Consider the following 22,542-nt stretch of genomic DNA (forward strand, 5'->3'; position numbering starts at 1 on the left):
CGACCCAGTTTTATAGCGCACAGTAGTCTAGTCGTGGTTGACGATCTTTGCAAATGCTAGACTAAGCCGTTTAGCGATTACTTACGCCTTTTCCAACCATCTTATTTCTGACTATCTCAACGGGTTCCATTGTTATGCGCGTACTGGGCATTGAAACGTCTTGCGACGAAACAGGCGTCGCGATCTATGACGCCGCGCAAACGGGCGGCAGCGGTTTGTTGGCCGACGTGCTTTACAGCCAAATTGCGATGCATGCGGAGTACGGTGGCGTCGTCCCCGAGCTTGCCTCCCGCGACCATACACGCAAGCTTCTGCCACTCATTGAGCAGGTACTCCACGACGCTAAGCTCACGCGACAAGACCTCGATGGCATTGCCTATACCGCAGGCCCGGGCTTGGTAGGCGCCCTGATGGTTGGCGCCAGCACCGCCCACGGCATGGCACGAGCGCTAGACATCCCCGTACTGGGGGTTCATCACATGGAAGGCCATCTGCTGGCACCCATGCTTGAGGATGACGCGCCCGATTTTCCATTCGTGGCACTGCTCGTTTCGGGCGGGCATACGCAACTTGTTGAAGTACAGGGCTTAGGCCGCTATCAACTACTGGGCGAGTCCGTGGACGATGCCGCAGGTGAAGCGTTTGATAAAGCCGCCAAAATGCTGGGTCTTGCTTACCCCGGCGGCCCACTAATTGCCAAGCTGGCTGAGCAGGGCGACCCCAAGCGGTTTCGCTTCCCCCGCCCGATGACCGACCGTCCCGGCTTGGACTTCAGCTTTTCTGGCTTAAAAACCCACACCCTCACCGCCATTCGTCAATTAGAAGCAGCCGGCGAGTTAGATAGCCAAGCACGGGCTGATGTGGCGCGGGCGTTCGAAGAAGCCGTGGTAGATACCTTGGTGATTAAATGCCGCCGTGCGCTAGATCAAACAGGCTTAAAGCGCATCGTCATGGCGGGAGGCGTAAGCGCCAATACACGGCTGCGCGAACGATTGGCACTGGAAACTGAGAAACGCAACGCCTGCGCTTACTACCCACGAGGGCGCTTCTGTACCGATAATGGCGCTATGATTGCCTATGTAGGCGCTCAGCGCTTAGCCGCAGGCGAACAAGACACAAACGGGGTAATGCAAGCAACCCCCCGCTGGCCGCTAGATGCATTACTTCCCCCTTCCCCTAACCGCGCAGGTTAGGCTCTTCACCCTGGCGCAAACGGCGAATATTTAACCAGTGGCGGGCCAACACCAACAGGCTGAACCCGCCCACTACGCTCACATATTCTGGGGCTAACCAGTAACAGGCTATAGGAGCGACCAGTGCGCTAACTACCGATGCCGCCGCGGCGGTGCGTAGCCGCCATGCTAATAGCGCCCAACACACCGCACTTAATAACGCCACACTGGGCACTAGCACCAGCAATACACCGAAAGCACTCGCTACCGCTTTACCACCACGAAACTTATGCCATAGCGGGTAGCTATGGCCTAAAAGCACCGCTAACCCCACCGCCCCTTGCAGCCAAATAGGCAGCGCAAGAAGCTTGGCAGCCAATACTGCGGGCACCGCTTTCAGTGCGTCCAGCAGCAGCGTTGCCGCCGCTAGGCGGGGCCCATAAAGGCGTAGCACGTTTGAAAAACCAGGGTTACATGAGCCATGAAACCTTGGGTCTGCCACCTGTGCGAGGCGACAAACGCTAAGCGCTGCCAACCAGCTGCCGCTTAGATAGCCCAGTACTATCAAGATCATGGCCGGCTCGCATTCGTTATGGTGGCCTTTAGATTGACAACGTTAGTTCTGATGACATCCGTGAGTCGCATTAGCTCTGTTCACCTTGTCCATCGCCTTACTGTCGTTTAGCGCCGACCTCAAGTACAATCGCTCGCTTGTTGCCGCTAGGGGAATGCCCGTGGATCATATTTTGATCGAAGGACTCACCGTAGACACCGTCATCGGTGTGTACGACTGGGAGCGCACGATAACGCAATCGCTGAGCTTGGATTTATCGCTAGCAACGGATATTCGACCTGCAGCGGCCACAGACGATTTACGTTTAACGCTCGATTATGCCGCTATTTGTCAACGAATCCAGCAATTCGCCAATGAGCACCAGTTCGCCCTGGTGGAAACGTTTGCTGAGCGTCTCGCGGCGTGTTTACGCAGCGAATTTTCGATTAGCTGGTTACGGCTCACCCTACGCAAACCAGGAGCCGTCCCCCAAGCTTCCAGCGTAGGACTTGAAATTACCCGCGGCAAATTACCGGAGGCCATCGAGGCTACGCATTCATGAGCTTGGTGACCGTCAGTTTAGGCAGCAATATTCACCCCGACAAACATATTCGACTGTGCCTGGATGCGCTTGAGGATACCTTTGGCGACCTGCAAATATCCCGTATATTTGAAAGCGAACCGGTAGGTTTTAAAGATAGCCGCAATTTTTACAACGCCGTGGTTGCCTTCCATAGCAACTGGCCAGCGGGTGAGCTACAGGCCTGGGCCAAACAGCTTGAAATCGCTCACGGGCGCACGCCAGAAATGACAAAATGCAGCCCCAGAGCCCTGGATATAGACCTGCTGACAGTGGGTGACGCCAACGGCATTGTGGACGGCATTCCCCTGCCCCGCGCGGAAATCACCCACAACGCTTTTGTGCTACAACCGCTGGCCGAGCTTCTACCCGCCCAGCGCCACCCTGCCTGCTTAACCCCTTACGCCACCCTGTGGCAGCGCTTCAAGCTGGGCAACCAGCGCTTATGGGCAGTGGATTTTCAGTGGCGTGGCCGCTGGGTTTCCCAGGCAGATCCTCAACTCCGAGCAGCTCAAGCAAGATAATAGCCTAAGCAAGGGCCTTGGCGACCGCCTGTTGGCGCCGTGCCCGCAGCGCCTCACCCAGCGCACCGCCACGCAAGCCTTCGCTCACCAGCGCTTGAGGATCAACCGCCTTAGCTCCCTGCCAAGCGTTACGCAACGGCGCTTCAAGCTCGCTATTAATCCGGCAGATAAGCTGTAGCTGCGCCTTAACCTGCTCGGGCTTTCGCCACCCATCTAAACGTTCCAACCAATGCAGCACGCCCTCGTCAGTTAGCGGTGCCGCCATCAGGTTAAAGCTAAGCGCCACATGGCGAGCAAGCTGGGCCACGGCGTTAGGCAAGCGTAGGCGCTGAGCAAGTGCATCGCGTTGTGGGTCAACCAGCACCGAGACAAGCAGCGCATAGCGCCAATGGGCTAATGGCACGTGTGTCTGCTCTGGCGCGTGCATCAGTCGCGTTAAACCTGCCGACAGGTGGTCGTTTAATTCTGGCCACCAAACGGACAGTGCGCCACAGCGTTGTAGCGTTGTGAAATAGATATCAGGGCTTGGTTCAGCCAGTGCTTTTTCGGTTTCGACCCATACCCGCTCTGCTGCTAGGTGTTCAAGTTCACCGCTATGGCTCACCTGCTGCATTAAATCGAGTGTTTCAGCGGCGATGGTGAACCCCAGGTTGGCATAGCGCGCCAGAAAGCGAGCGGTACGCAGCACCCGCAACGGGTCTTCGCTAAACGCAGGGGAAACATGGCGTAGCAAACGATTTTCAATATCTTGCTGGCCATGAAATGGGTCAGTGAGTTCTCCGTCGGCACGCTGGGCAATGGCATTGATCGTTAAATCCCGCCGCAGTAGGTCCTCTTCTAGGGTGACATCTGGACTCGCGTGCACCTCAAAACCACCGTAGCCATGCCCTGACTTGCGCTCGGTGCGGGCTAATGCATACTCCTCAGATGTCTCTGGGTGCAGGAATACGGGAAAATCACGACCGACAGGCTTGAACCCTCGCTTACGCATCATGTCTGGCGTCGCACCGACCACCACCCAATCGTTATCGTAAACCGGCCAACCCAGAAGTTCATCCCGCACGGCGCCCCCTACCCGATGCACCTCAAGCCCTTTTACTTTAGGGTCTTGCTTAAACACGTTAACGGCCCCTCCGTTGCAGGCTTGGCACGCTGGTACGCTCACCGGTGTCTAGGTTAAGCGCGGTGAGTGAACCGCCCCAGACACAGCCCGTATCGATGGCGCTAGCGTTAACCTTTGAACCCGGCGTTCGGCCTTCTAACGCCGCCCAATGCCCAAACAGCAGTTGAAGCGCGTCGCCTCTTGGGTACTGAAACCAGGGATAAAACCCTTCTGGAGCGCTATCCAGCCCCTCTTTTGCAGCAAAGTCCAGCCGCCCCTGATCATCAATAAAGCGCATGCGCGTTAACACATTGACGATGCAGCGTAGGCGGTCAACACCTTCTAGTGCGTTATCGAAACGGTCTGGCTGATTGCCAAACAGCTGGGTTAAGAAATCCCCAGAGCGCTCGCCCGTCAGCGCTGCTTGCACCTCTTGGCTGAGCGAAAGCGTTTGCTGGGCACTCCAGGTGGGTAAAACGCCGGCATGTGTCATCAGCGTATTGCCGTTCTGGATAGCCAGAGGCTGGCTTTGCAGCCAATCCAGTAGCGCTTCGCGGTCTGGCGCGGTGAGAATATCGCTTAGGGTGTCGTGTTTTTTTAGCGTGCCGCCCCCGCGGGCCACCACCAACAGATGGAAATCGTGGTTACCCAGTACGCACCTACTGCCCAGCGCTTTTGCCTCGCGGAGACAAGCAAGTGAGCCAGGACCTCGGTTGATTAAATCACCTACCAGCCAGAGCGCATCCTTGACTGGATTAAAGTTTAGTTGCTCAAGCAGGCTGACGAACTCGGCATGGCAGCCGTGTAGATCGCCAATCACATAAGTACTCACAGGCGACGTCCCTTAGCAGATAATCAATGCAGCTGACGCGGTACCGCTAGCCGAAAAGGCGCAATAGACACATCAAAAGCACGCTGTGTGTAGGTATCAAGCAGCGTGTAGGCACCTTCCATCACTCCGACAGGAGACTGCAAGATCACCCGACTGGTATAGCGAAAGCGCTGACCTGGGCCAATCAGCGGCTGCTGCCCTACCACGCCCTTACCGCGCACTTCCTGGCTATCGCCATTGCCTTGGGTAATTTTCCAATAGCGCGCCATTAGCTGAACACTGTGGGGGCTTTGGTTATGCACCGTCACGGTGTAGCTGAACACATAGCGCGATTCGGCATCGCTTGATTCGCCAGAACAGTATTCAGGGGTTACGCTGACCTCAATGTCTAGGCCGCTCACATCTCTCCCTCCTCTTGACCGCTGGCTTCATCAGCAGCCACTTGGTTAGCGATGGCGACATACTCCGCCACGCTCAACGTCTGCGGGCGACGGGCAGGATCGATCCCCAACACCTCTAAGGTCGCAGCGCTCACTCGGCCTTTCAAGTTATTGCGCAGCGTTTTACGCCGCTGACCAAAAGCGAGCTTGACCAGCTCGAACAGCAGCGCCGGGTCATCGGCGGTATGGGGCAAACGATCGTGAGGCGTTAGCCTAACAATGGCTGAGTCTACTTTCGGGCGGGGTACGAAGGCTTCCGGAGGCACGATAAACAGCTGATCCACGTGACAGTAATATTGAGCCATCACTGATAGGCGCCCCCAGTCAGTGCTACCCGGCTCAGCCGCCAAGCGCTCAACCACCTCTTTTTGCAGCATAAAATGCATATCGGCAATGGCAGTGCCCATGGTTAACAGATGCACAATCAAGGGGGTCGAGATGTTATAGGGTAGGTTGCCCACTACCCGCAGTGCAGGACCATCCCCTTTAAGCGCGGCAAAATCAAACTTCAGCGCGTCGCCTTCGTGGATGACAAAATCTGGGTAGTTGAAGAACTGCACTCGCAGGCCAGGGATCAAATCGCGGTCTAACTCAACGACCTCCAGCTTGCCGGTCGCCTCCAGCAGCGGTGCGGTAAGCGCCCCTTGGCCAGGGCCAATTTCAACAAGACGATCGCCTTCACGAGGCCCAATCGAGCGGATGATACGCGAGATAATGCCAAGATCGCGAAGAAAGTTCTGGCCAAAGCGTTTACGAGCGCGGTGCTGCTGGGGCACGTGAGACATCTAACAGTGATCCTTGGAAGTATAGTTCGTGAAGCTGCTGTAATAGGGCTGGGCGTATGGGCTTAGTGAACACGCAAGCGGCATGGCTAACGTTATTAAGTCGCCAACTGGCGCTGGTCAGCAAGACGTCGCGCCAGCGTTAGCGCAACCGCAAGGCTACTGGGGTCGGCAACGCCACGTCCGGCAAGATCAAGCGCCGTGCCATGGTCAACCGATGTGCGTACCAACGGCAGCCCAAGGGTAATATTGGCAGCCTGCCCAAAGCCTGCGTATTTTAGCACTGCAAGCCCCTGGTCATGATACATTGCCAATACCGCGTCTACGCCTGCTAAATGCCGGGGCGTAAAGAGCGTATCAGCGGGAAGAGGGCCTTGTATGTCCAAGCCTTCTGCGCGCAGCGCATCAAGCGCGGGCGTGATGATTTCAAGTTCTTCGCGGCCTAGGTGGCCATCCTCCCCGGCATGGGGGTTTAAACCACATACCGCAATACGCGGGGTCGCGATCCCAAACTGACCCTTAAGGTCTTTCGCCAGCAGGCGGCTGATACGTAACACCCGTTCATAGGTAATCGCATCCGCCACGTCACGCAACGGCAAGTGCGTAGTAACCAGCGCTACCCGCAGGTCGCCACTGCCTTGCCAACTCTCGGCCTTGGTATGCAGGGCGGCATCGGTCGCCAGCAGCATCACCACTTCATTCACGCCGCAGGCATCCCGCAACCACTCGGTGTGGCCAGTGAAGTTTTCAAAGCCCCCTTCAATAATCACCCCTTTATGCAGCGGCGCGGTAACCATCGCAGCCGCTCGGCCTTGCTGGCAAGCATCGACCGCGGCCTGGAGGGTATTAAGCACGTAGCGTGCATTGGCAGGGTTGAGCGCACCCGGGCTAGCAGGCGCTTCCAACCAAACCGGCATCACCGCCAAGCGTCCCGCTGATGAGGCAACGCCCTGCTCTGGCACGGCCTCAATAACTTCAACCTCGAGTGCTAGCATAGCTGCCCGTTGGCGCAGCATGTCGGGATCGCCCACGGCAAGTGTACCTTCCGGCAACCGCCCTTGGGCCGCCAGCATAAGCGTTAGCTCCGGGCCAATCCCTGCTGGCTCCCCGGTGGTAATGAGAAGGGGCAAGCTTGGTTGGCCTGGGCCTGTTTGACTAAGCATTAAAGACGGATATCCACAAAGGCCTGCTCACGAATCTCACGCTGCCAGGCTTGCAGCTCTTCATTTGCCCGCCGCTGAAAAATCGCTTGGCGAACCTGCTCGCGGCGACTCTCTTCGGTAACATCTTGGCGACGACGCTCCAGCACCTCAATAACGTGGTAGCCAAACTGTGAGCGCACCGGTTGAGAGGTTTGATTAGCGCCAAGCGAGCCCATTGCTTCTTCAAAGGCAGGTACCGTTTGGCCTGGGCGCACCCAGCCCAGCTCCCCGCCGTTCATAGCACTGCCACGGTCGTCGCTAAACTCTCGGGCGACCGCGGCAAAGTCTTCACCTTGCTGCAGACGCTGGCGCGCTTGCTCTGCCCTGGCGCGTGCTTGATTTTCATCACGGTTGGGCGTCAGTTCAACTAGCACATGGCGAGCTCGTGTCTCTTCGATAAAGGATTGCCCCTGCTGCGTGTCCTGCTGCTGGCTTATAAAACGCTCAACCTCGCGGTCACTTACAGAAACACGCTGGCTAATACGGCGCTGCTGAATTTGGCGCATGAGCATTTCACGACGAACCTCCTCACGCACATCGGCGAGGCTCATACCATCGGCTTCCACGGCGTCGGCAAACTCGTCCAGCGTCATGTCGTTGGACTCTGCAATCGTGCGCAGCTGTCGATTTAGCTCAGTATCATCAACGCTCAAATTAGCCTGGCGCGCCATCTGAAGCTGAATTTCATCCATCACCATACGTTCAAGCACCTGCTGCGCCAGCTGAGAGCGTGGCGGCAAACTACCGCCTTGGGCCTCGGCCTGCTGCTCAACCTGGTTGATGCGGTCGTTAAGTTCGCTGCGCATAATGACGCCATCGTTCACCACGGCAACAACGTTATCCAACATTTGCCGCTGCGTGGACTCAAAATTCTGCGCATGCAGGGTGAGTGGCACAAGCGCTGCGCTGGCCCCGAGGCAGAGTGCCATCATGCTACCCGCAGAGAGCAGTTTTGCCCGTTTTGTTACCACACGGGTTAGCAGGGTGTTTCTGATCGTCATAAAAAGTCTCTTTCACTCGCCAATTAAGGAGGTCGTTAAAGGGGTGTTGGGCGATAGCCAGGGATCGCCCGTTCAAAGTAGCTGTCGGCATCCTGCCCAACGCCACCCAAGCCACGGAACACAAAGCGTAAAAACAGTCCGCGGTCATTGAAATCATCACTCACTCGGGCGGTGTCGTTATCGTCCACCCACTCACGCCACACTAGCTGCACACCATAGCAGCAGTCATTCCACTGCAGCCCCGCTAACTGCTCCAGTGAGCGATCATTAGTCTGATCGTGAAGGTAGCGGCCTATCAAATCAATCCGAGGGCTGGCTTTCCAGGCAAACGAGAGATCCCACTCTTCGCGGTTAAAGTTTCGAAAGCCATCATCCCCGGGAACAACGCCAGGATCGAACCCTTCGATCTCCCAACGGTAGCCAAGGTTCACTATATGCCCCTGCGGATGGCGATAGCGTAGGTCCACACTAGAGCGTTCGGTCTGCTCGCGGTGGTCATCGTAGAGCCATTCGTAGCCGGTGCTCCAGCGGTCATTAATCTGCCAGTCCAGCCGGGTAACCAGCGGTGAGCGGTCTCGGGTGGCCTGGTAACGACGCTGGGGATTGACGCCTGGGTCTTCCTCGGGCCGCGCTGGCAGCGTATCGGGGTCACCCTCGCTATCAATGCGACGTTCAGAAAAATAGAGGCTCTGACCGATGCCAAAGGTCAGCCGATCACGCCCTGTACTGTCTTCAAGCAAACGTGACTGCACGCCAACAGAGACACGGTTAAGATCCCCGACCCGGTCGGTTCCCGAAAAGCGATGTGGCGACCAGAGTTGCTCCCAAGAAAATACCCGCTCTCGGCTATCAAAATCGGGCAGTTGGGTTTGGTTTGTGCGCGGCACGTAGGCGTAGTTCAGGCGCGGCTCCAGCGTTTGGCGATAGTCGCGCCCGCCCAATTCAAGCTCGCGGTCGAAGACTAACCCGCTATCGATGGAGGTAATCGCAATACTACGGCTTGGCGAGGTCTCGCGGTCAGTAACACGCTGACCATAGTCAAGCTCGTAAGCGGTTTGCCATAGCTCGGTGCGCGGTTCGATATACCCCCAGGCCTGCTCTGCCCGCCAGCCAAATGCAGGCGACAAATGCAGACGCGTGCCGGTGGCCGCTTCACGCTCAGGCACTTGCCGCTCATCGACATCCCGCCAGAAATAGGTGGCGTTAGAGCGCCACTGGCTATAGAAGCCGCTGCCAAACTGCCACTCGGCATTGGCCGTTAAGCTAGGCAGCCGATAAAAAGGTTTATCGGTATCGCTCAACGGATCCTCTAAACGCTGGAACCCCTGGGCACGGGCATCCAGCTGCCAGCGCTCGCCGCGGTAATCGACCTGGGCCAGCCGCTCCATACTCACCCGCTCACTATTGCCAAACTCGCCGCCAAAGTCGTCAAAGTAGCGGCCATCGCTGGCGGCGCCATAACGTAAATTGTAGTCGCTGCGCTCATTAATCAGGCCGGTATGGTAGGCGTCAATATACCAGCGATCTTCGCCCTCAAAGCGGTTGCTACCGGTACTGCTTCCCCCATCGTTATTTAAAAAGCCGCCTTCGACAATACCCTGGCTTTCGGCAAACAAATAACGATATTCACCGTTGAGCAGTAAGCCTTGATCCGACATCCAGCGCGGGGTGATGGTGGCATCGTGGTTGGGTGCAATGTTCCAGTAAAACGGCTGGGTATAGTCAAAGCCGTCACTAGAGAAGCCCACGGAAGGTGAAAGCAACCCCGTATGGCGCCGGTCATCAATGGGGAAGCGCAGCCAAGGCCAATAGAATACCGGCACGTCTTTTATTTCTAAACGGGCATGGCGTGCGGTGCCGAAGCCCTCGGCCTGATCCAGCTTGATATCACTTCCCACTAACTGCCAGCTATTGGCACCCGGGTCGCAGGCGGTGAAGGTAGCATTGCGCAAGCGATACTGCTCTTCACCGGTTTGCTCAAGCTGGCTGGCTTGACCGCGCAAGTGCTGCTCATAAAGAACATAGTGACTGTTGCTTAACGAAGCGCGATCTTCATTAAGCATTAGTGTAGCTTGGTCGCCGCGCAACAGTGCTTGGCCGTCGCGCAGGGCTAAGTTGCCCTGAACCTCGACCTGCTGGCGGTCAGCAGGTAAATAAACCTGTTCCGCGGTCAGCTCCGTATTGCCCCGCCGCAATACCACATCGCCCCGCAGAAGCGCTTCGCCGTCTGCAGCATAATCCACCTCTTGGGTTTCAACCGACAGTGTTTCGGGGTTCTGTTCCGCTGGCAAGCGGTAGCCGGGCATTACATAACGCCCACGACACACTTGTAGAGACGCCTCATCCTGCCCATAGGGCTGCCAATCAAGCACCTCAGCAGGCAGCGGTTGGCCTTGGGCCACCGCTGAAAAGGAGGCGCCCGCGAGCAAACTGCCCAACAGCGTGTGCGCGACCGGAGCGGTGCGCGAAAATCGCTTGCCCATGTTCGTTATCCTTGGCATCCAGAATCGGTATTATACAGGCAGCATGATGCCCGACCAGCAAGGAGCTTGCATGTCCTCTTCCAGGATCGACGCCCTCACCCGATGGGCAGCTAACCAAAACGGCCTAGATGTGGCCGCTATTACCATGACACCCGCAGGGGGCGACGCCAGTTTCCGGCGCTATTTTCGGCTAACCCTGCCAGACGGCACCACCCAAGTAGTGATGGACGCACCACCCGCTCAAGAAGACTCTGCCCCTTTTGTAGCAATAGGCCAACGCTGGCATGCCGCTGGGCTGCCCGTGCCTGCTATTCACGCAGCAAATTTAGATAGCGGCTTTTTACTGCTAGATGACCTGGGTAATACGCCGCTGCAAGACTTTTTCACCGATGAGCAGAGCACTCAGCAAAGCCACCTCCAAGCGCTAGATCTAATTGCCCAGCTGCAAAATCGTGCCAACCCACAGGCACTACCCGCCTATGACGCGGCATTACTCGGGCGTGAACTCGACCTCTTTCCCGAGTGGTGCCTGGGCAAGTGGCTTGGGCTAGCTATCCCTGAGAGTTGGAAAGCGCTACATGCAGCGTTAATTGAGCAGGCCCTTGCGCAACCCGTGGTTTGCGTACACCGCGACTTTGATGCAATGAATATTATGGTGCTGAATCAGCAGCTTTATATAATCGACTTTCAAGACGCCGTCGCCGGCCCCATCAGCTACGACGTTATCTCCCTGCTTCGAGGACGCTACTGCCGCTTCTCTAACGAACAGTTTAACCAGTTCGCACGGCGTTTCTACGAAGATGCGCGCAAAGACGGGCGACTATCCCGCCAAACCAGTGAGTCAATGTTTCTCACCCAATGCCACGCCATGGCCGCTCAGCGCTCGTTAAAGGTACTGGGGATTTTCTGCAGGCTGACGCTGCGTGACCAAAAACAGGGTTATTTAGCCCGTCTGCCCCACTTTTTGAATCACCTGGAGGATAGCTTAGCGGCACTTAACCAACATGACGACTTTAGCCAGTGGGTAAGCGCAACGCTTCGCCCAGCGATTATTCAACGTCTAGCGGAAAGCGCTACATGAAAGCGATGATTCTCGCCGCCGGGCTAGGGAAACGGATGCGCCCGCTAACCGACCACTGCCCCAAACCGTTGCTACCTGTGGCGGGCAAACCGTTAATCATTTATCACCTTGAGCGGTTACAGCAAGCCGGGGTTGAAGAAGTAGTGATTAACGTTAGCTACCGGGCTGAGCAAATCATGGCAGCATTAGGCGACGGCTCAGCGTATCAGCTGCGCATCCACTGGAGCCGTGAAACCACCCCGCTAGAAACCGGTGGAGGCATACAAAAAGCGCTGCCGTTACTTGGCGACGCGCCTTTTATGCTCATTAATGGCGACGTCTGGTGTAGCTATTTACCCACTGAAATAGCGCTTAAAAAAGGGGATCTCGCACATTTAGTGTTAGTTGATAACCCTGACCACCACTTAACGGGCGACTTTGCCCTGAATCACGGCCGCGTTACGGCTGACGGTTCGCCGCACTTAACCTTCGCCGGCATTAGCCTGCTGCATCCTGCGCTACTGGAAAGCGAGCCGCCGGGGGCGTTTGCCCTGGCGCCGCTGCTCAAGCAAGCGATGAATGATAACCGAGTAAGCGGCGAGCACTTTACAGGCCACTGGGTGGACGTGGGCACCCCGGAACGATTAACCGCCCTTGAGCACCACCTGATGCAGCCTAGGGAGCGATGAGGCAGTGCGCTACCCGATAGAAATGTTATGCTGCGCGACTTACCTTTCGTCGCCAAGATGAGGAGAGCAACGTGAAAGCACGGGTAAAATGGACGGATGGCCGCCAGTTTGTCGCGGAATCGGGTAGTGGGCACAGCGTTGTCATCGATGGTCCACCTAATCACGGTGGCCGAAATACAGGCCCGCGCCCCATGGAAATGCTGTTGATGGGTATGGGTAGCTGCACGGCGTTCGATGTCCTGAATATCCTCGACAAAGCCCGGGCGGATGTCACCGACTGTGTTGCCGAGCTTGAGGCAGAGCGTGCCGACGACGTGCCCTCCGTGTTCACAAAGATTCACGTTCACTTTTTAGTGACCGGGCGCAGCTTGAAAGAGAAGCAGGTACAGCGTGCCGTTGAGCTTTCCGCTGAAAAATATTGCAGTGCTTCGATTATGCTCGTGAAAGGGGGTGTTGAGATTACCCACTCGTTTGAGATCATCGAAGCTTGAGCTGCCTAGGGGTTAGCCCAGCCCGTGTGAGCCACACCATCGTTCTTAGCGGGCACCTGAAAAGGCCCCTACCAGACACGCTAGCGGCAAAAAAAATTGCCCGTCTGGATGCATACCACGCCATGGGCGGGCATAATACGCCCGCTTGTTTATATCCCTACTGCGTAGCACGTGCTTGCAAGCGCCACCTGACAAGCGCGGTGACAAGTATTTATCGGTTCCGGCGCTGGCTCGTCGGGGTGTCTTCATCTGCCATAGGGAGGTTCGGACGTGTCAGATAATCTCCGACTCCACGGGTTTAACAACCTGACCAGCTCGCTGAGCTTTAATATTTACGACATCTGTTACGCCAAAACCGAAGAGCAGCGTGCGGCTTATATCGACTATATCGATGAGCTTTACAACGCCGAACGTTTGACGCAGATCCTTAAAGACGTCACGAATATCATCGGCGCCCACGTGCTGAATATTTCGCGTCAAGACTATGAGCCGCACGGGGCTAGCGTCACCATCCTAATCGCTGAACACGAACTGGATGAGCCAAGCCTTGAACACACGGAGCCAGGCCCCGGCCCGCTACCCGAAACGGTCGTCGCCCACCTGGATAAAAGCCACGTAACGGTGCATAGCTACCCTGAGTCTCACCCGGACAACGGCATTAGCACCTTCCGCTTGGATATCGATGTCTCTACCTGTGGACATATCAGTCCTCTTAAAGCGCTGAACTATCTGATCCACAGCTTTGATTCCGATATCGTGACCATGGATTATCGCGTACGTGGTTTCACCCGCGATGTGGATGGTAAGAAGCTGTTTATTGATCACGACATTACCTCAATCCAAGACTACTTGGCAGAAGATACCAAGCAGGCTTATCAGATGATCGACGTGAACGTGTATCAAGAAAACATGTTCCACACCAAGATGCTGCTGAAGGATTTCGAACTGGACAACTACCTGTTCGGCACCTCGCGCCGGGACATTACCTTTGAAGAAGCGCGGGATATCGAAAGCCGCTTGCGCAAAGAGATGCTTGAGATTTTTTACTCGCGTAATCTCGATTAAGCATTTTGTTCAATCAGCACGCCACGCTCTCAAACGCTTAAATACCGAAAAGCCGTCCCACGACTCATCGTGGGACGGCTTTTTTACGCTGGGTATACGTCAATAAAGGCTCGACTCGCCTTCTGGGCGCGTTTTAAACCGTCGGTGAAGCCATAGATACTGTTCAGGATGCTTACGAATAGCCCGCTCGATAAATTCATTTACCCGGGTTGCGTCTGCCACCTCGTCCCCACTCGGAAAATCATCAAACGCGGGCAGGCACTCAATGGTATAGGTGCGATTATCCGGGTTGCGGTGGAACATCAGTGGCACCACGGGCGCGCCTGTCATACGGGCAATTTTGCCCGTTAGGCGAATGGTCGCCGCCTGCTGGCCAAATAACGGCGCAAACACGCTGACATCGCGGCCAAAATCTTGATCCGGTGAATACCAAACAATATGCCCCGCTTTAATCCGCCGCACCACGCCACGCAGATCATGACGATCAATCGCCTGACCAAAAATACGCGAGCGGGCGCGGGTCATAAACCGCTCGAAAAGCGGGTTGTTATGTGGCCGGTACACAACATCCGCTGGGAAAAACAGCGAATGTAGCGCCCCACCTAAATCCAGTGTTGAAAAGTGGATACCCACCACCAGCACGCCTTTGCCCTGGGCGTATGCTCGGGCAAGGTGCTCCTGGCCATTATACGCCACGCGGTGACGGAAGCCTTCCGCCTCGCGGCACCAGCCGGTGGCGGTTTCCACTAGACCTATCCCGTTAGCAATAAAGGTTTCTTTAACCAGTTTACGCTGCTGCTCGGCACTTTTTTCTGGAAAACAGAGGGCAATGTTGGCAGCCGTAATTTGCCGGCGTCGTTTAACAAACCGCCACGCCAGCAGGCCCAGCATTTTTCCCACCCCTAGCTTTAATGGCCAGGGGAGCCAGGCAGCAACGTACATCAAGCCGATGGCTAACCAGGTAGGCCAATAACGGGGATGAGCAAATGAGCGTGGGTACGAGTTTTTTGACATACATATAACCGTTTAAACGCCGGCACCGTGGTAGCGGCGCGGGGCTCTTGGCAATACACCCGTTAACAGGGTGTAGCTAATCGTATCGCAATAGCGAGCGACTTCATCAACCGGCAGCACGGCGCCATCGGCTGACGCCCCCCACAGCACCACTTCGCTGCCAATAGCGGCATCTGGAATATCGGTCACATCGACCGTTAACATATCCATCGAGACCTTACCGGCAATCGCGCAGCGCTGACCGTTGACTAGCACGGGGGTGCCATCCACCGCGTGACGGTCGTAACCATCGCCATAACCTGCGGCCACCACCGCAATTTTCGAACGCCGCTCGGCGCGCCATCGGCCACCATAACCAACCGACTCACCCGCTTCGAGTTCGCGCAGGGCGATAATTTCAGAGCGCAGGCTCATCACTGGACGTAATTGCCGGGTAATGTCATTCGCTACTTCTAGCGGGTCACTACCGTAGAGCATGACTCCCGGACGATTCCAGTCACCGCGGGCAGCGGGCCAAGCCAGGGTTGCGGGCGAGTTAGCTAAACAGAGAGGTGCCTTCAGTTGCTCGGCTAGCTCCGTCAATATCGACATCTGCTGGTTAAAGTAGCTGCCTTCATGGGCATCTGCCGTCGCAAAGTGGCTCATTAAATGGAGTGCCGTCACCTGTGGCGCGTTGGCTAACTGCTGCCAAACCGCTGGGGCCTCTTTTGGCGAGAAGCCCAATCGATGCATCCCCGAATCGACCTTGAGCCACACGGGGATAGGCTGGCGGGGTGAAAATGCTAATAACGCGGCGACCTGCCACTCGCTGTGTACGCTGATCCAAAACCCATGCTGGTCGACCAGCGTTAGCTCGTCGGCACTGAAAATCCCCTCCAGCAGAATGATCGGCTTTGTTATACCGCCTGAACGTAGATGAAGAGCCTCTTCGATGCTGGCCACGGCAAACGCGGGCACATCAGCTTCTAAGGCATGCGCGCACTCAAGCGCACCATGGCCATAGGCATCGGCTTTAATTACAGCTACCGAACGACTTTGAGGCGCACAGCTGCATGCCAGCTGGTAATTATGACGCAAAGCGTCTAGGTCAATATGGGCCACTAGCGGGCGCATCACGTTTCTCACTTAGCGATATTCAATCAACATTAATAAAAGCGGGGCCTAAAAATAGCGCACCGAGTGGTCGACTCGGTGCGCTTTTTTTTGCTGGTCTCACCAGCGCAGTTTTATCAGGCGCTATGCTTTTAGCGGTTAGCTCTCGAAAATAGCCTCTAAGGATAAGCCCTGTTTCTCTAGGGTGCGGCGAAGTTTTTTTAGGGCCTCCACCTGAATCTGGCGAACCCGCTCTCGGGTTAACCCTATCTCTGCACCCACCTCTTCCAGCGTTGCGGCTTCGTGGCCACGTAGGCCGAAACGGCGCACAACAACCTCTTGCTGCTTTTCGCTCAACTCATCAAGCCAGTGGTCAACGTGCTCCCGCACATCGCCATCAACTAAACACCCTTCTGGCCCCTGCACATCATCATCGGCCAAGGTGTCGATTAAGGGCTTGTCGCTTTCGCCACCCATAGGGTAGTCCACCGAGGAAACGCGCTCGTTAAGACCCAGCATTTTCTTGACGGTTTCTACCGGTTTATCAAGATGATCGGCGATCTCTTCTGCAGTGGCTTCGTGATCCAGCTTTTGGGTCAACTCCCGGGCCGCACGCAGGTAGATATTGAGCTCTTTCACCACGTGAATCGGCAAACGAATAGTACGCGTTTGGTTCATCAGTGCGCGCTCTATAGTCTGGCGGATCCACCAAGTAGCGTAGGTTGAAAAACGAAAGCCTCGCTCGGGATCAAATTTTTCAACCGCACGAATAAGCCCCAGGTTGCCCTCTTCAATCAGGTCCAACAGCGTTAAGCCGCGATTAAGGTAGCGTCTGGCAATTTTAACCACCAGCCGCAGGTTGGACTCAATCATCCGAGAGCGGCCAAGCGCATCGCCCTTGCGCGCTAAGCGGCCGTAATATACCTCTTCCTCTGGTGTCAACAGCGGCGAAAAGCCGATTTCATTGAGGTAGATTTGTGTTGCATCCAAGCTTTGAGTCGATTGACGGTCTTCACGACCTAGCGCTTTCTCGAAGGCTTCCTCCTCTGCGGTGACATCATCATCGGGATCATCCACCGCCTCTTCCACCGCGTTTAGGTCAATCTCCTGCAGATCCTTCTCCAGCATACTCATAGTCTCACCCCCCGTTGTTACACCTTGCCGCCATTTAAAAAGTGAAAGTGGTTGTACTCCCTGTACGCGTTCACCGTTATTGTTATATGACGCCTGATTTAACTAATCAGGTTTTACCGGTAGGCGCAATCGCCTACCGTTTGCTACGTTTTACGTTATCCATGTTTATACAACGGCTCTGACGTTAACGGAACTGCTTAGTCGCCAACGAGACAAATCCGTGATTAGCGAGACGGCAAATAGTTCATGGGGTCTTGAGGCTGCCCATCGCGGCGCACTTCAAAGTGAAGCTTAACGCTATCCGCATCGCTATCTCCCATCGTGGCAATCACCTCGCCAGCTTCTACAACATCATTCTCTTTGACGCTTAAGCTGTCGTTATGAGCGTAAGCGCTAAGATATTGATCGTTATGCTTAAGTAGAATCAAGTTGCCATAACCACGCACGCCGCTGCCTGCATAAACGATAATACCCGGGCCTGCAGCTCTAACAGGTTGCCCCTTTTGACCGGCGATATCAATCCCGGCAGTAATTGCACCACCCTGACCAAACTCGCCGGTTACCTCGCCTTCGGTCGGCCACCTCCAATTAACCTCATCAACCGGTGTGAAGGTGCGCGAAGAGCGGTCGGTTTGAGCGGTTTGGCTAGGCTGCGCCGCCGCTGGCTCTGGTTCACGTGCGGGTTCTGGCTCGCGCACTTGCTCCGGCTCCGGCTCCGGCTCCGGCTCCGGCTCCGGCTCGGAAGCAGGCGTAGGCTCTGGCTCCCGTTCCTGTACCGAAGTTTGCTCTTGAACGACGGGTTGGGTGACTTCTACGCTTGGTGTTTCTTCTACGGCAGAGCCGCTAGGCTCAGTATCACCCTGCGCGACTTGCTGGGCAGCTTCTACCGCTGAGCGCTCTGCGGTTATGCGTTGGTTGCGTTCAATGGCGCTTTCATCAGGCAGTAGCCAGTCCATATTCTGGTCATTGCTTGCAACGGCGGTGGCTTGAGGCCTCAACCCCGTTGCCACAGCGCCTGATGCTGGACGGCTAGCAGCATCACCCGATGGCTGGCTGGAAGCCGCACCCGCCCCTTCGCGCAGCGCAATGGTTTGCCCTGGGTGAATTTGGTAGGGCGCCGCAATATTATTGAGCGCAGCTAACTGGCGATAATCAAGGTTGTGTTCCCACGCGATACCGTAAAGCGTGTCGCCCGCTTTCACCGTATATTGCGGCGAGCTGTCTACCGCACGGCGCGCGTCGCTTAAATCACGTACTTGGGGGGTGTTTTGGTGTTGGTTTGCACAGCCACTAATAGCCAGCGCCAACACAGACATCATGAAAACCTTACGCATGCAAACCCTACTCCTTTTCAACGCCGCGCGCGTTATCTGTTAAATGATGCCCTGCATCGTTCTTGTCATGCTCACCGACGGGATCCGCTGCGCGGCGATTAAGCAATACCACCAACAGGGCGCCAACGGCCATTAGTGCCACCACGCCCACAAGTTGTGCCGACGCCCCAGTCAGCACGGCGTAATCACTCGGCATTAGATAGCGGTGAGCGAGTGGGATCATTTGCCCTTCAGGGCCAAGTTGGTAACGTACCAGTTCTCTCCAAGGCCAGAGAATGGGTAATGAGCCGATAATAAAGCCCAGCAGCAGCTGCAGCGTAGAGTCGTGGTGACGACTCAACAGCCACGAAAGCAGCCGGGAAAATAGCGCCAGACCAAATACGCAGCCCACGCCAAACAAAACAATGATCACCATATCAAAACTGCGTATGGCGCCCATGATGGTGCCGTAGAGTCCCATCGTGAGCAATAAAAAACTACCTGAAACACCGGGCAGCAGCATGGCGCTAATCGCGATGGCGCCCGCTAACATGACGACCAGCGCTTCATTGCCGACAAGCAGAACCAGCGGCATCATAGCGGGTAGGGCTTGCGCGAGTAGCAAGCCAACCGCTAAAGGCAATAAATACCATATTTTCCAGCCATGCCCGGCTTTGCCGACCACGAGTGCAGAGGCCGCTACTAAGCCAAAAAAGAAGCCATCCAGCAGCAGTGGGTAGGCCTCCATGAGCCAGAGCGCCAAATGCGCAACACTAAAAAGGCTTACCGCGACCCCTAAAAGAAGCGGAACCAAAAACGTGAGGTTCAAGTGCTGGCTCAAGCCCGCTAACCCTTGGCGTCGCCAAACCACTAGCGCACTGGGGCCGAACTGCTTAATCGTATTGATCAGCTCTTCATAAATACCGGTAATAAACGCAATGGTGCCGCCTGAAACACCGGGCACCGCGTCAGCAGCGCCCATTCCAGCGCCTTTAAAAAATAGACCTAAAAATCGCCGCTTCAATCCACCACTCCTTGCAAAAGGGGTACAAAGCGCACGGGTTCAAGCCGCCGCTTTTCAAAGGCGCCACCAATGCGTTTCACTTGGGTAAGCCACTGGCTGCCATCAGGTTCTTCTAACGGGGCAATTAACATTCCGTCGCGGCTCAGCTGCTCAAGCAGCACTTCTGGCAGCGACTGAGCGCAGGCGGTTAATAAAATAACGTCAAACGGTGCTGCCGACGGCCAGCCATCGCCACCATCAGATACGGCTAGCGTTGCCTCAGCGTCTAGCCGCCATAGCCGCTCTGCAGCACGCTCGTGCAGGGCGTAAATACGCTCTATGGAGTAAAGCGATGCGACGAGCCGTGATAAAATAAGCGCTTGGTAGCCAGAGCCGGTGCCCACTTCGAGCACACGGCGCGGCTGCGCGCGCAGGACTAGCTCCGTCATGCGCGCAACGGTAAGCGGCTGCGAGAGGGTCTGACCAAAACCAATGGGCAGCGCGGTGTCCTCATAAGCGCGGTGCGCAAGCGCTTCATCGACAAACAGGTGCCTGGGCTCGCTGGCCATAACATCCAGGACGCGAGTATCACGGATCCCCTGCTGAACAAGCCGTTCAACCATGCGGTCGCGAGTGCGCTGGGAGGTCATCCCTCGCCCGCGAAGCTCGCCGGGTGATAACTCAGGCAAAGGCATCCAACCAATCCTGCACATCACGGCGCGCGGGGTGGCGCGTTAGATCAGTTTGGAGAGGGGTAATCGAAACGTACCCCGCTTCAATCGCTGCAAAGTCGGTATCTTCGCCATCATCGGCATTCGCCGCTACTGGCGCAATCCAGTAGCGGGTACGCCCACGGGGATCTTTCAGCGGCACAGGCTTTTCTGCTGGCCCACGGTAGCCCAAGCGCGTCACTTTAACGCCTTTGATCTCTTCCCATGGCACATCCGGCACGTTTACATTTAACAGCGTGCGCGGCGGCAGTGATAGCTGTTCAGCGGCCCCGATTAAACTGGCCGCTACTTTCGCCGCTGTCTCGAAGTGGCGCTCACCGCATAGCGACATGGCAATGGCCGTCATGCCTAAATTGCGCCCCTCCATCGCCGCAGCTACCGTGCCGGAGTAGAGCACGTCATCGCCCAGGTTGCTGCCGTGGTTAATCCCCGATACCACCAGGTCAGGCTTCTCGTTCCAAACGCCGTTCACGCCAAGGTAAACGCAGTCCGCTGGCGTGCCGTCTACGCTGTAAAAACCGTTATCTAACGCCGTTAATGAGAGTGGTCGTGACAGCGTAAGCGAGTTGCTGGCGCCGCTGCGGTCTCGGTCGGGAGCCACGACGCGCAGGTTAGCATGAGCCGCTAATGCATCGTGCAGAGCCCGCAACCCCGGGGCATGGACACCATCATCGTTGGAAAGCAGCAGTCGCCGCATTAGCGTCTCCTTGAGATAACGCGTATTAAGTTATATCTAGCGTCATGGGTTAAACAAAATCGGGATGCTCAATCAACTCACTAACCACCGCTGTGGCAAAGCTACCCCGCGGCAGCGCAAAAGAGAGCTCCACAGCCTCATGCTCTCTGCGCAGCTGTGGCGCCAACAGCCTAATCCGCAACGCCCGCTGAGCGCGCTTAACGCCGCTCTTTTCTAACCCTTCACATAGCGCTGGGTGTTGTGCCAACAGCCGTAACTCGTAAGCCGCTATCTGCTGTTTTGCTCTTTCGCCAACGCCCCAAAGTACGCCTGTCGGGTGAATATCCAACTCTCCCGCGCGAGCCACTAAGCTATCATCCACCTCATCAACGCTAAACACGCTTTGGGTGCCATCAAGCATTAGCGTATCGCCTGGTAAGGGCTGGCACCAGGAGCCATCGGCTAAACGGGCACTTAGTAACTCGTTAAACAAAAAACTGCGCGCGGTTGATAGCATCATCCCTTGGCGGTCGTCACGCTTGCGCCAACCTTTGGCGAGAACCGCTTCTGCGCGCTGCAAGTTGCGCCCTCCGGGGCCAAAACGCTGGGGACCAAAGTAGTTGGCTACGCCGTGGGTACACAGTGCTTGCCAGCGCTGCTCAAAGTCGTCGGCCTGCACCGCTTCACCGCTCAACCTCAAAGTAAAATGGTTGGTGCGGTGAACGCCGCGTTTAAGCTTTCGGGGGTGGCGCGCTTGCTCTAGCACTTTGATGCCCAGTGCATCTAGCGATGCCGATAACTCAGCGGGCGCCTCTCGCCCGGGTAGATGAACGCTTACCCATTGCCGAGTGACCGCCACACGATCTTTCATACCGGAGTAGCCAATATCTTTTGGCGTTACGTTACATAGCCGACTGACGCTTTTGACCACATCTAACGTGGTTTGGTGCCGCTTTTCAAGCCGTAACCACAGGTGTTCCCCATGGGCTTCAGGGGTAAAGTCGAGCTGCTCGTCGACAATAAAGTCCTCTGGCTGGGCGCGGTACTGACCCGGCTTAGGCGCCCCAAAATGGCCATCTAGCAAGCGCTGCCAGGGCGGTAAGTTAAGCATTCAACGCCTCTAAGCGCTCGACTAACACCACGGCTTCAGCGGCAATCCCTTCGCCACGCCCGGTAAACCCAAGCCGTTCGGTGGTGGTGGCTTTTACGTTTACTTGCCCTACGTCCACGCCTAGGTCTTCGGCAATCACTCTACGCATGGCATCGATATGTGGCGCCATTTTAGGTGCCTGGGCCATCAGCGTGGCATCCAGGTTAACTACACCAAAGCCCTGCTCGCGCACCAGATACACCACGCGGCGCAGTAAGTCCCGGCTATCGGCGCCCTCCCACGTGGGGTCAGTATCGGGGAAGTGGCGACCAATATCGCCTAATGCGCAGGCCCCAAGCAACGCGTCGCTGACCGTATGCAGCAACACATCCCCATCGGAGTGGGCCACAAACCCCTGTTCAAAAGGTAGCTTTACGCCACCAATCATTAAGTGGTCACCAGGCCCAAAACGGTGCACATCAAATCCATGACCAATTCGCATTAAAAGCTCCT

The 22,542-nt window shown here is 56.2% G+C and carries 24 protein-coding genes; 7 read left to right on the plus strand and 17 right to left on the minus strand.

The features are described 5' to 3' along the window. Positions 1–134: 134 nt before the first annotated feature. Positions 135–1,193, plus strand: a complete 1,059-nt coding sequence (locus tag BB497_16215) for a tRNA N6-adenosine(37)-threonylcarbamoyltransferase complex transferase subunit TsaD (GenBank protein ID AVI64144.1) — start codon at positions 135–137, stop codon at positions 1,191–1,193. On the opposite strand, the gene BB497_16220 is transcribed toward BB497_16215, so the two are convergent. Continuing rightward, positions 1,177–1,746, minus strand: coding sequence for an acyl-phosphate glycerol 3-phosphate acyltransferase (locus BB497_16220; protein ID AVI64145.1), 570 nt, complete (start codon positions 1,744–1,746; stop codon positions 1,177–1,179). The genes BB497_16215 and BB497_16220 overlap by 17 nt on opposite strands. A 160-nt stretch (positions 1,747–1,906) precedes the next feature. Between BB497_16220 and BB497_16225 the strand changes: the two genes are divergently transcribed. Both BB497_16225 and BB497_16230 read left to right on the plus strand, forming a co-directional pair. Continuing rightward, positions 1,907–2,287, plus strand: a complete 381-nt coding sequence (locus BB497_16225; GenBank protein AVI64146.1) for a dihydroneopterin aldolase — start codon at positions 1,907–1,909, stop codon at positions 2,285–2,287. Continuing rightward, positions 2,284–2,829 carry a 2-amino-4-hydroxy-6-hydroxymethyldihydropteridine diphosphokinase gene (locus BB497_16230; protein AVI64147.1) on the plus strand — a complete coding sequence of 182 codons (546 nt, stop codon included), beginning with the start codon at positions 2,284–2,286 and terminating at the stop codon, positions 2,827–2,829. Before BB497_16225 ends, BB497_16230 begins: the two co-directional genes overlap by 4 nt. Before the next feature lie 4 nt (positions 2,830–2,833). Here the strand turns inward: BB497_16230 and BB497_16235 are convergent, their stop codons facing one another. The 7 genes from BB497_16235 to BB497_16265 all read right to left on the minus strand — a co-directional run bounded on the left by BB497_16235 (position 2,834) and on the right by BB497_16265 (position 10,671). Next, complete coding sequence (locus BB497_16235; GenBank protein ID AVI64148.1) at positions 2,834–3,949, minus strand: polynucleotide adenylyltransferase; 1,116 nt, start codon at positions 3,947–3,949, stop codon at positions 2,834–2,836. 1 nt (position 3,950) lies between these two features. Beyond that, positions 3,951–4,763: a bis(5'-nucleosyl)-tetraphosphatase (symmetrical) gene (locus BB497_16240; GenBank protein ID AVI64149.1), complete on the minus strand. Its 813-nt coding sequence runs from the start codon at positions 4,761–4,763 to the stop codon at positions 3,951–3,953. A 23-nt stretch (positions 4,764–4,786) separates the two neighbouring features. Further along, a complete protein-coding gene (locus tag BB497_16245; GenBank protein AVI64150.1) occupies positions 4,787–5,164 on the minus strand; it encodes a Co2+/Mg2+ efflux protein ApaG in 378 nt (125 codons plus the stop codon). After that, positions 5,161–5,988 (minus strand): 16S rRNA (adenine(1518)-N(6)/adenine(1519)-N(6))-dimethyltransferase, encoded by an 828-nt coding sequence (locus tag BB497_16250; GenBank protein AVI64151.1) that lies wholly within the window; start codon positions 5,986–5,988, stop codon positions 5,161–5,163. The genes BB497_16245 and BB497_16250 overlap by 4 nt, the downstream gene beginning before the upstream one ends. 95 nt (positions 5,989–6,083) lie before the next feature. Next, the gene (locus BB497_16255; GenBank protein ID AVI64152.1) at positions 6,084–7,148 is read right to left on the minus strand and encodes a 4-hydroxythreonine-4-phosphate dehydrogenase PdxA; all 1,065 of its coding nucleotides are present in this window, start codon (positions 7,146–7,148) and stop codon (positions 6,084–6,086) included. Next, positions 7,148–8,188, minus strand: a complete 1,041-nt coding sequence (locus BB497_16260; protein AVI64153.1) for a peptidylprolyl isomerase — start codon at positions 8,186–8,188, stop codon at positions 7,148–7,150. The genes BB497_16255 and BB497_16260 overlap by 1 nt, the downstream gene beginning before the upstream one ends. Positions 8,189–8,223: 35 nt before the next feature. Then, the gene (locus tag BB497_16265) at positions 8,224–10,671 is read right to left on the minus strand and encodes an LPS biosynthesis protein (protein AVI64154.1); all 2,448 of its coding nucleotides are present in this window, start codon (positions 10,669–10,671) and stop codon (positions 8,224–8,226) included. A gap of 70 nt (positions 10,672–10,741) precedes the next feature. Here BB497_16265 and BB497_16270 point away from each other — a divergent pair, with 70 nt between their 5' ends. From BB497_16270 to BB497_16285, 4 genes are all read left to right on the plus strand, one after another. Then, on the plus strand, positions 10,742–11,752 hold the full coding sequence (locus BB497_16270) for an aminoglycoside phosphotransferase (GenBank protein AVI64155.1): 1,011 nt from the start codon (positions 10,742–10,744) through the stop codon (positions 11,750–11,752). Then, positions 11,749–12,420, plus strand: coding sequence for a mannose-1-phosphate guanylyltransferase (locus tag BB497_16275; GenBank protein ID AVI64156.1), 672 nt, complete (start codon positions 11,749–11,751; stop codon positions 12,418–12,420). The genes BB497_16270 and BB497_16275 overlap by 4 nt, the downstream gene beginning before the upstream one ends. Positions 12,421–12,491: 71 nt before the next feature. Beyond that, complete coding sequence (locus BB497_16280; GenBank protein AVI64157.1) at positions 12,492–12,911, plus strand: osmotically inducible protein C; 420 nt, start codon at positions 12,492–12,494, stop codon at positions 12,909–12,911. 270 nt (positions 12,912–13,181) lie between these two features. Further along, the gene (locus BB497_16285) at positions 13,182–13,976 is read left to right on the plus strand and encodes an S-adenosylmethionine decarboxylase (GenBank protein ID AVI64158.1); all 795 of its coding nucleotides are present in this window, start codon (positions 13,182–13,184) and stop codon (positions 13,974–13,976) included. Positions 13,977–14,075: 99 nt separating this feature from the next. On the opposite strand, the gene BB497_16290 is transcribed toward BB497_16285, so the two are convergent. The 9 genes from BB497_16290 to BB497_16330 all read right to left on the minus strand — a co-directional run bounded on the left by BB497_16290 (position 14,076) and on the right by BB497_16330 (position 22,531). Further along, the gene (locus tag BB497_16290; protein ID AVI64159.1) at positions 14,076–14,990 is read right to left on the minus strand and encodes a lipid A biosynthesis acyltransferase; all 915 of its coding nucleotides are present in this window, start codon (positions 14,988–14,990) and stop codon (positions 14,076–14,078) included. A 12-nt stretch (positions 14,991–15,002) separates the two neighbouring features. Next, a complete protein-coding gene (locus tag BB497_16295; GenBank protein ID AVI64160.1) occupies positions 15,003–16,103 on the minus strand; it encodes an alanine racemase in 1,101 nt (366 codons plus the stop codon). A 138-nt stretch (positions 16,104–16,241) separates the two neighbouring features. Then, the gene (locus tag BB497_16300; GenBank protein AVI64161.1) at positions 16,242–17,216 is read right to left on the minus strand and encodes an RNA polymerase sigma factor RpoS; all 975 of its coding nucleotides are present in this window, start codon (positions 17,214–17,216) and stop codon (positions 16,242–16,244) included. 224 nt (positions 17,217–17,440) lie between these two features. After that, positions 17,441–18,550 carry a peptidase M23 gene (locus BB497_16305; GenBank protein ID AVI64162.1) on the minus strand — a complete coding sequence of 370 codons (1,110 nt, stop codon included), beginning with the start codon at positions 18,548–18,550 and terminating at the stop codon, positions 17,441–17,443. A gap of 7 nt (positions 18,551–18,557) precedes the next feature. Beyond that, positions 18,558–19,553, minus strand: a complete 996-nt coding sequence (locus BB497_16310) for a DUF368 domain-containing protein (protein ID AVI64163.1) — start codon at positions 19,551–19,553, stop codon at positions 18,558–18,560. Further along, positions 19,550–20,227 (minus strand): protein-L-isoaspartate O-methyltransferase, encoded by a 678-nt coding sequence (locus BB497_16315; protein ID AVI64164.1) that lies wholly within the window; start codon positions 20,225–20,227, stop codon positions 19,550–19,552. The genes BB497_16310 and BB497_16315 overlap by 4 nt, the downstream gene beginning before the upstream one ends. Continuing rightward, positions 20,214–20,960 (minus strand): 5'/3'-nucleotidase SurE, encoded by a 747-nt coding sequence (locus BB497_16320; GenBank protein AVI64165.1) that lies wholly within the window; start codon positions 20,958–20,960, stop codon positions 20,214–20,216. Before BB497_16320 ends, BB497_16315 begins: the two co-directional genes overlap by 14 nt. A gap of 49 nt (positions 20,961–21,009) precedes the next feature. After that, positions 21,010–22,050, minus strand: coding sequence for a tRNA pseudouridine(13) synthase TruD (locus BB497_16325; protein AVI64166.1), 1,041 nt, complete (start codon positions 22,048–22,050; stop codon positions 21,010–21,012). Next, a complete protein-coding gene (locus BB497_16330; protein ID AVI64167.1) occupies positions 22,043–22,531 on the minus strand; it encodes a 2-C-methyl-D-erythritol 2,4-cyclodiphosphate synthase in 489 nt (162 codons plus the stop codon). The genes BB497_16325 and BB497_16330 overlap by 8 nt, the downstream gene beginning before the upstream one ends. Positions 22,532–22,542: the final 11 nt, after the last annotated feature.

Source organism: Halomonas sp. GFAJ-1 (assembly GCA_002966495.1).
Lineage (GTDB): Bacteria > Pseudomonadota > Gammaproteobacteria > Pseudomonadales > Halomonadaceae > Vreelandella.

What these genes read in the sequence shown, in the direction of transcription:
- BB497_16220 (AVI64145.1), bottom strand. Translation starts at nt 1,746, where the DNA reads ATGATCTTGATAGTACTGGGCTATCTAAGCGGCAGCTGGTTGGCAGCG.
- BB497_16320 (AVI64165.1), bottom strand. Translation starts at nt 20,960, where the DNA reads ATGCGGCGACTGCTGCTTTCCAACGATGATGGTGTCCATGCCCCGGGG.
- BB497_16270 (AVI64155.1), top strand. Translation starts at nt 10,742, where the DNA reads ATGTCCTCTTCCAGGATCGACGCCCTCACCCGATGGGCAGCTAACCAA.
- BB497_16260 (AVI64153.1), bottom strand. Translation starts at nt 8,188, where the DNA reads ATGACGATCAGAAACACCCTGCTAACCCGTGTGGTAACAAAACGGGCA.
- BB497_16250 (AVI64151.1), bottom strand. Translation starts at nt 5,988, where the DNA reads ATGTCTCACGTGCCCCAGCAGCACCGCGCTCGTAAACGCTTTGGCCAG.
- BB497_16290 (AVI64159.1), bottom strand. Translation starts at nt 14,990, where the DNA reads ATGTCAAAAAACTCGTACCCACGCTCATTTGCTCATCCCCGTTATTGG.
- BB497_16305 (AVI64162.1), bottom strand. Translation starts at nt 18,550, where the DNA reads ATGCGTAAGGTTTTCATGATGTCTGTGTTGGCGCTGGCTATTAGTGGC.
- BB497_16230 (AVI64147.1), top strand. Translation starts at nt 2,284, where the DNA reads ATGAGCTTGGTGACCGTCAGTTTAGGCAGCAATATTCACCCCGACAAA.
- BB497_16295 (AVI64160.1), bottom strand. Translation starts at nt 16,103, where the DNA reads ATGCGCCCGCTAGTGGCCCATATTGACCTAGACGCTTTGCGTCATAAT.
- BB497_16325 (AVI64166.1), bottom strand. Translation starts at nt 22,050, where the DNA reads ATGCTTAACTTACCGCCCTGGCAGCGCTTGCTAGATGGCCATTTTGGG.
- BB497_16315 (AVI64164.1), bottom strand. Translation starts at nt 20,227, where the DNA reads ATGCCTTTGCCTGAGTTATCACCCGGCGAGCTTCGCGGGCGAGGGATG.
- BB497_16255 (AVI64152.1), bottom strand. Translation starts at nt 7,148, where the DNA reads ATGCTTAGTCAAACAGGCCCAGGCCAACCAAGCTTGCCCCTTCTCATT.
- BB497_16265 (AVI64154.1), bottom strand. Translation starts at nt 10,671, where the DNA reads ATGGGCAAGCGATTTTCGCGCACCGCTCCGGTCGCGCACACGCTGTTG.
- BB497_16275 (AVI64156.1), top strand. Translation starts at nt 11,749, where the DNA reads ATGAAAGCGATGATTCTCGCCGCCGGGCTAGGGAAACGGATGCGCCCG.
- BB497_16330 (AVI64167.1), bottom strand. Translation starts at nt 22,531, where the DNA reads ATGCGAATTGGTCATGGATTTGATGTGCACCGTTTTGGGCCTGGTGAC.
- BB497_16300 (AVI64161.1), bottom strand. Translation starts at nt 17,216, where the DNA reads ATGAGTATGCTGGAGAAGGATCTGCAGGAGATTGACCTAAACGCGGTG.
- BB497_16215 (AVI64144.1), top strand. Translation starts at nt 135, where the DNA reads ATGCGCGTACTGGGCATTGAAACGTCTTGCGACGAAACAGGCGTCGCG.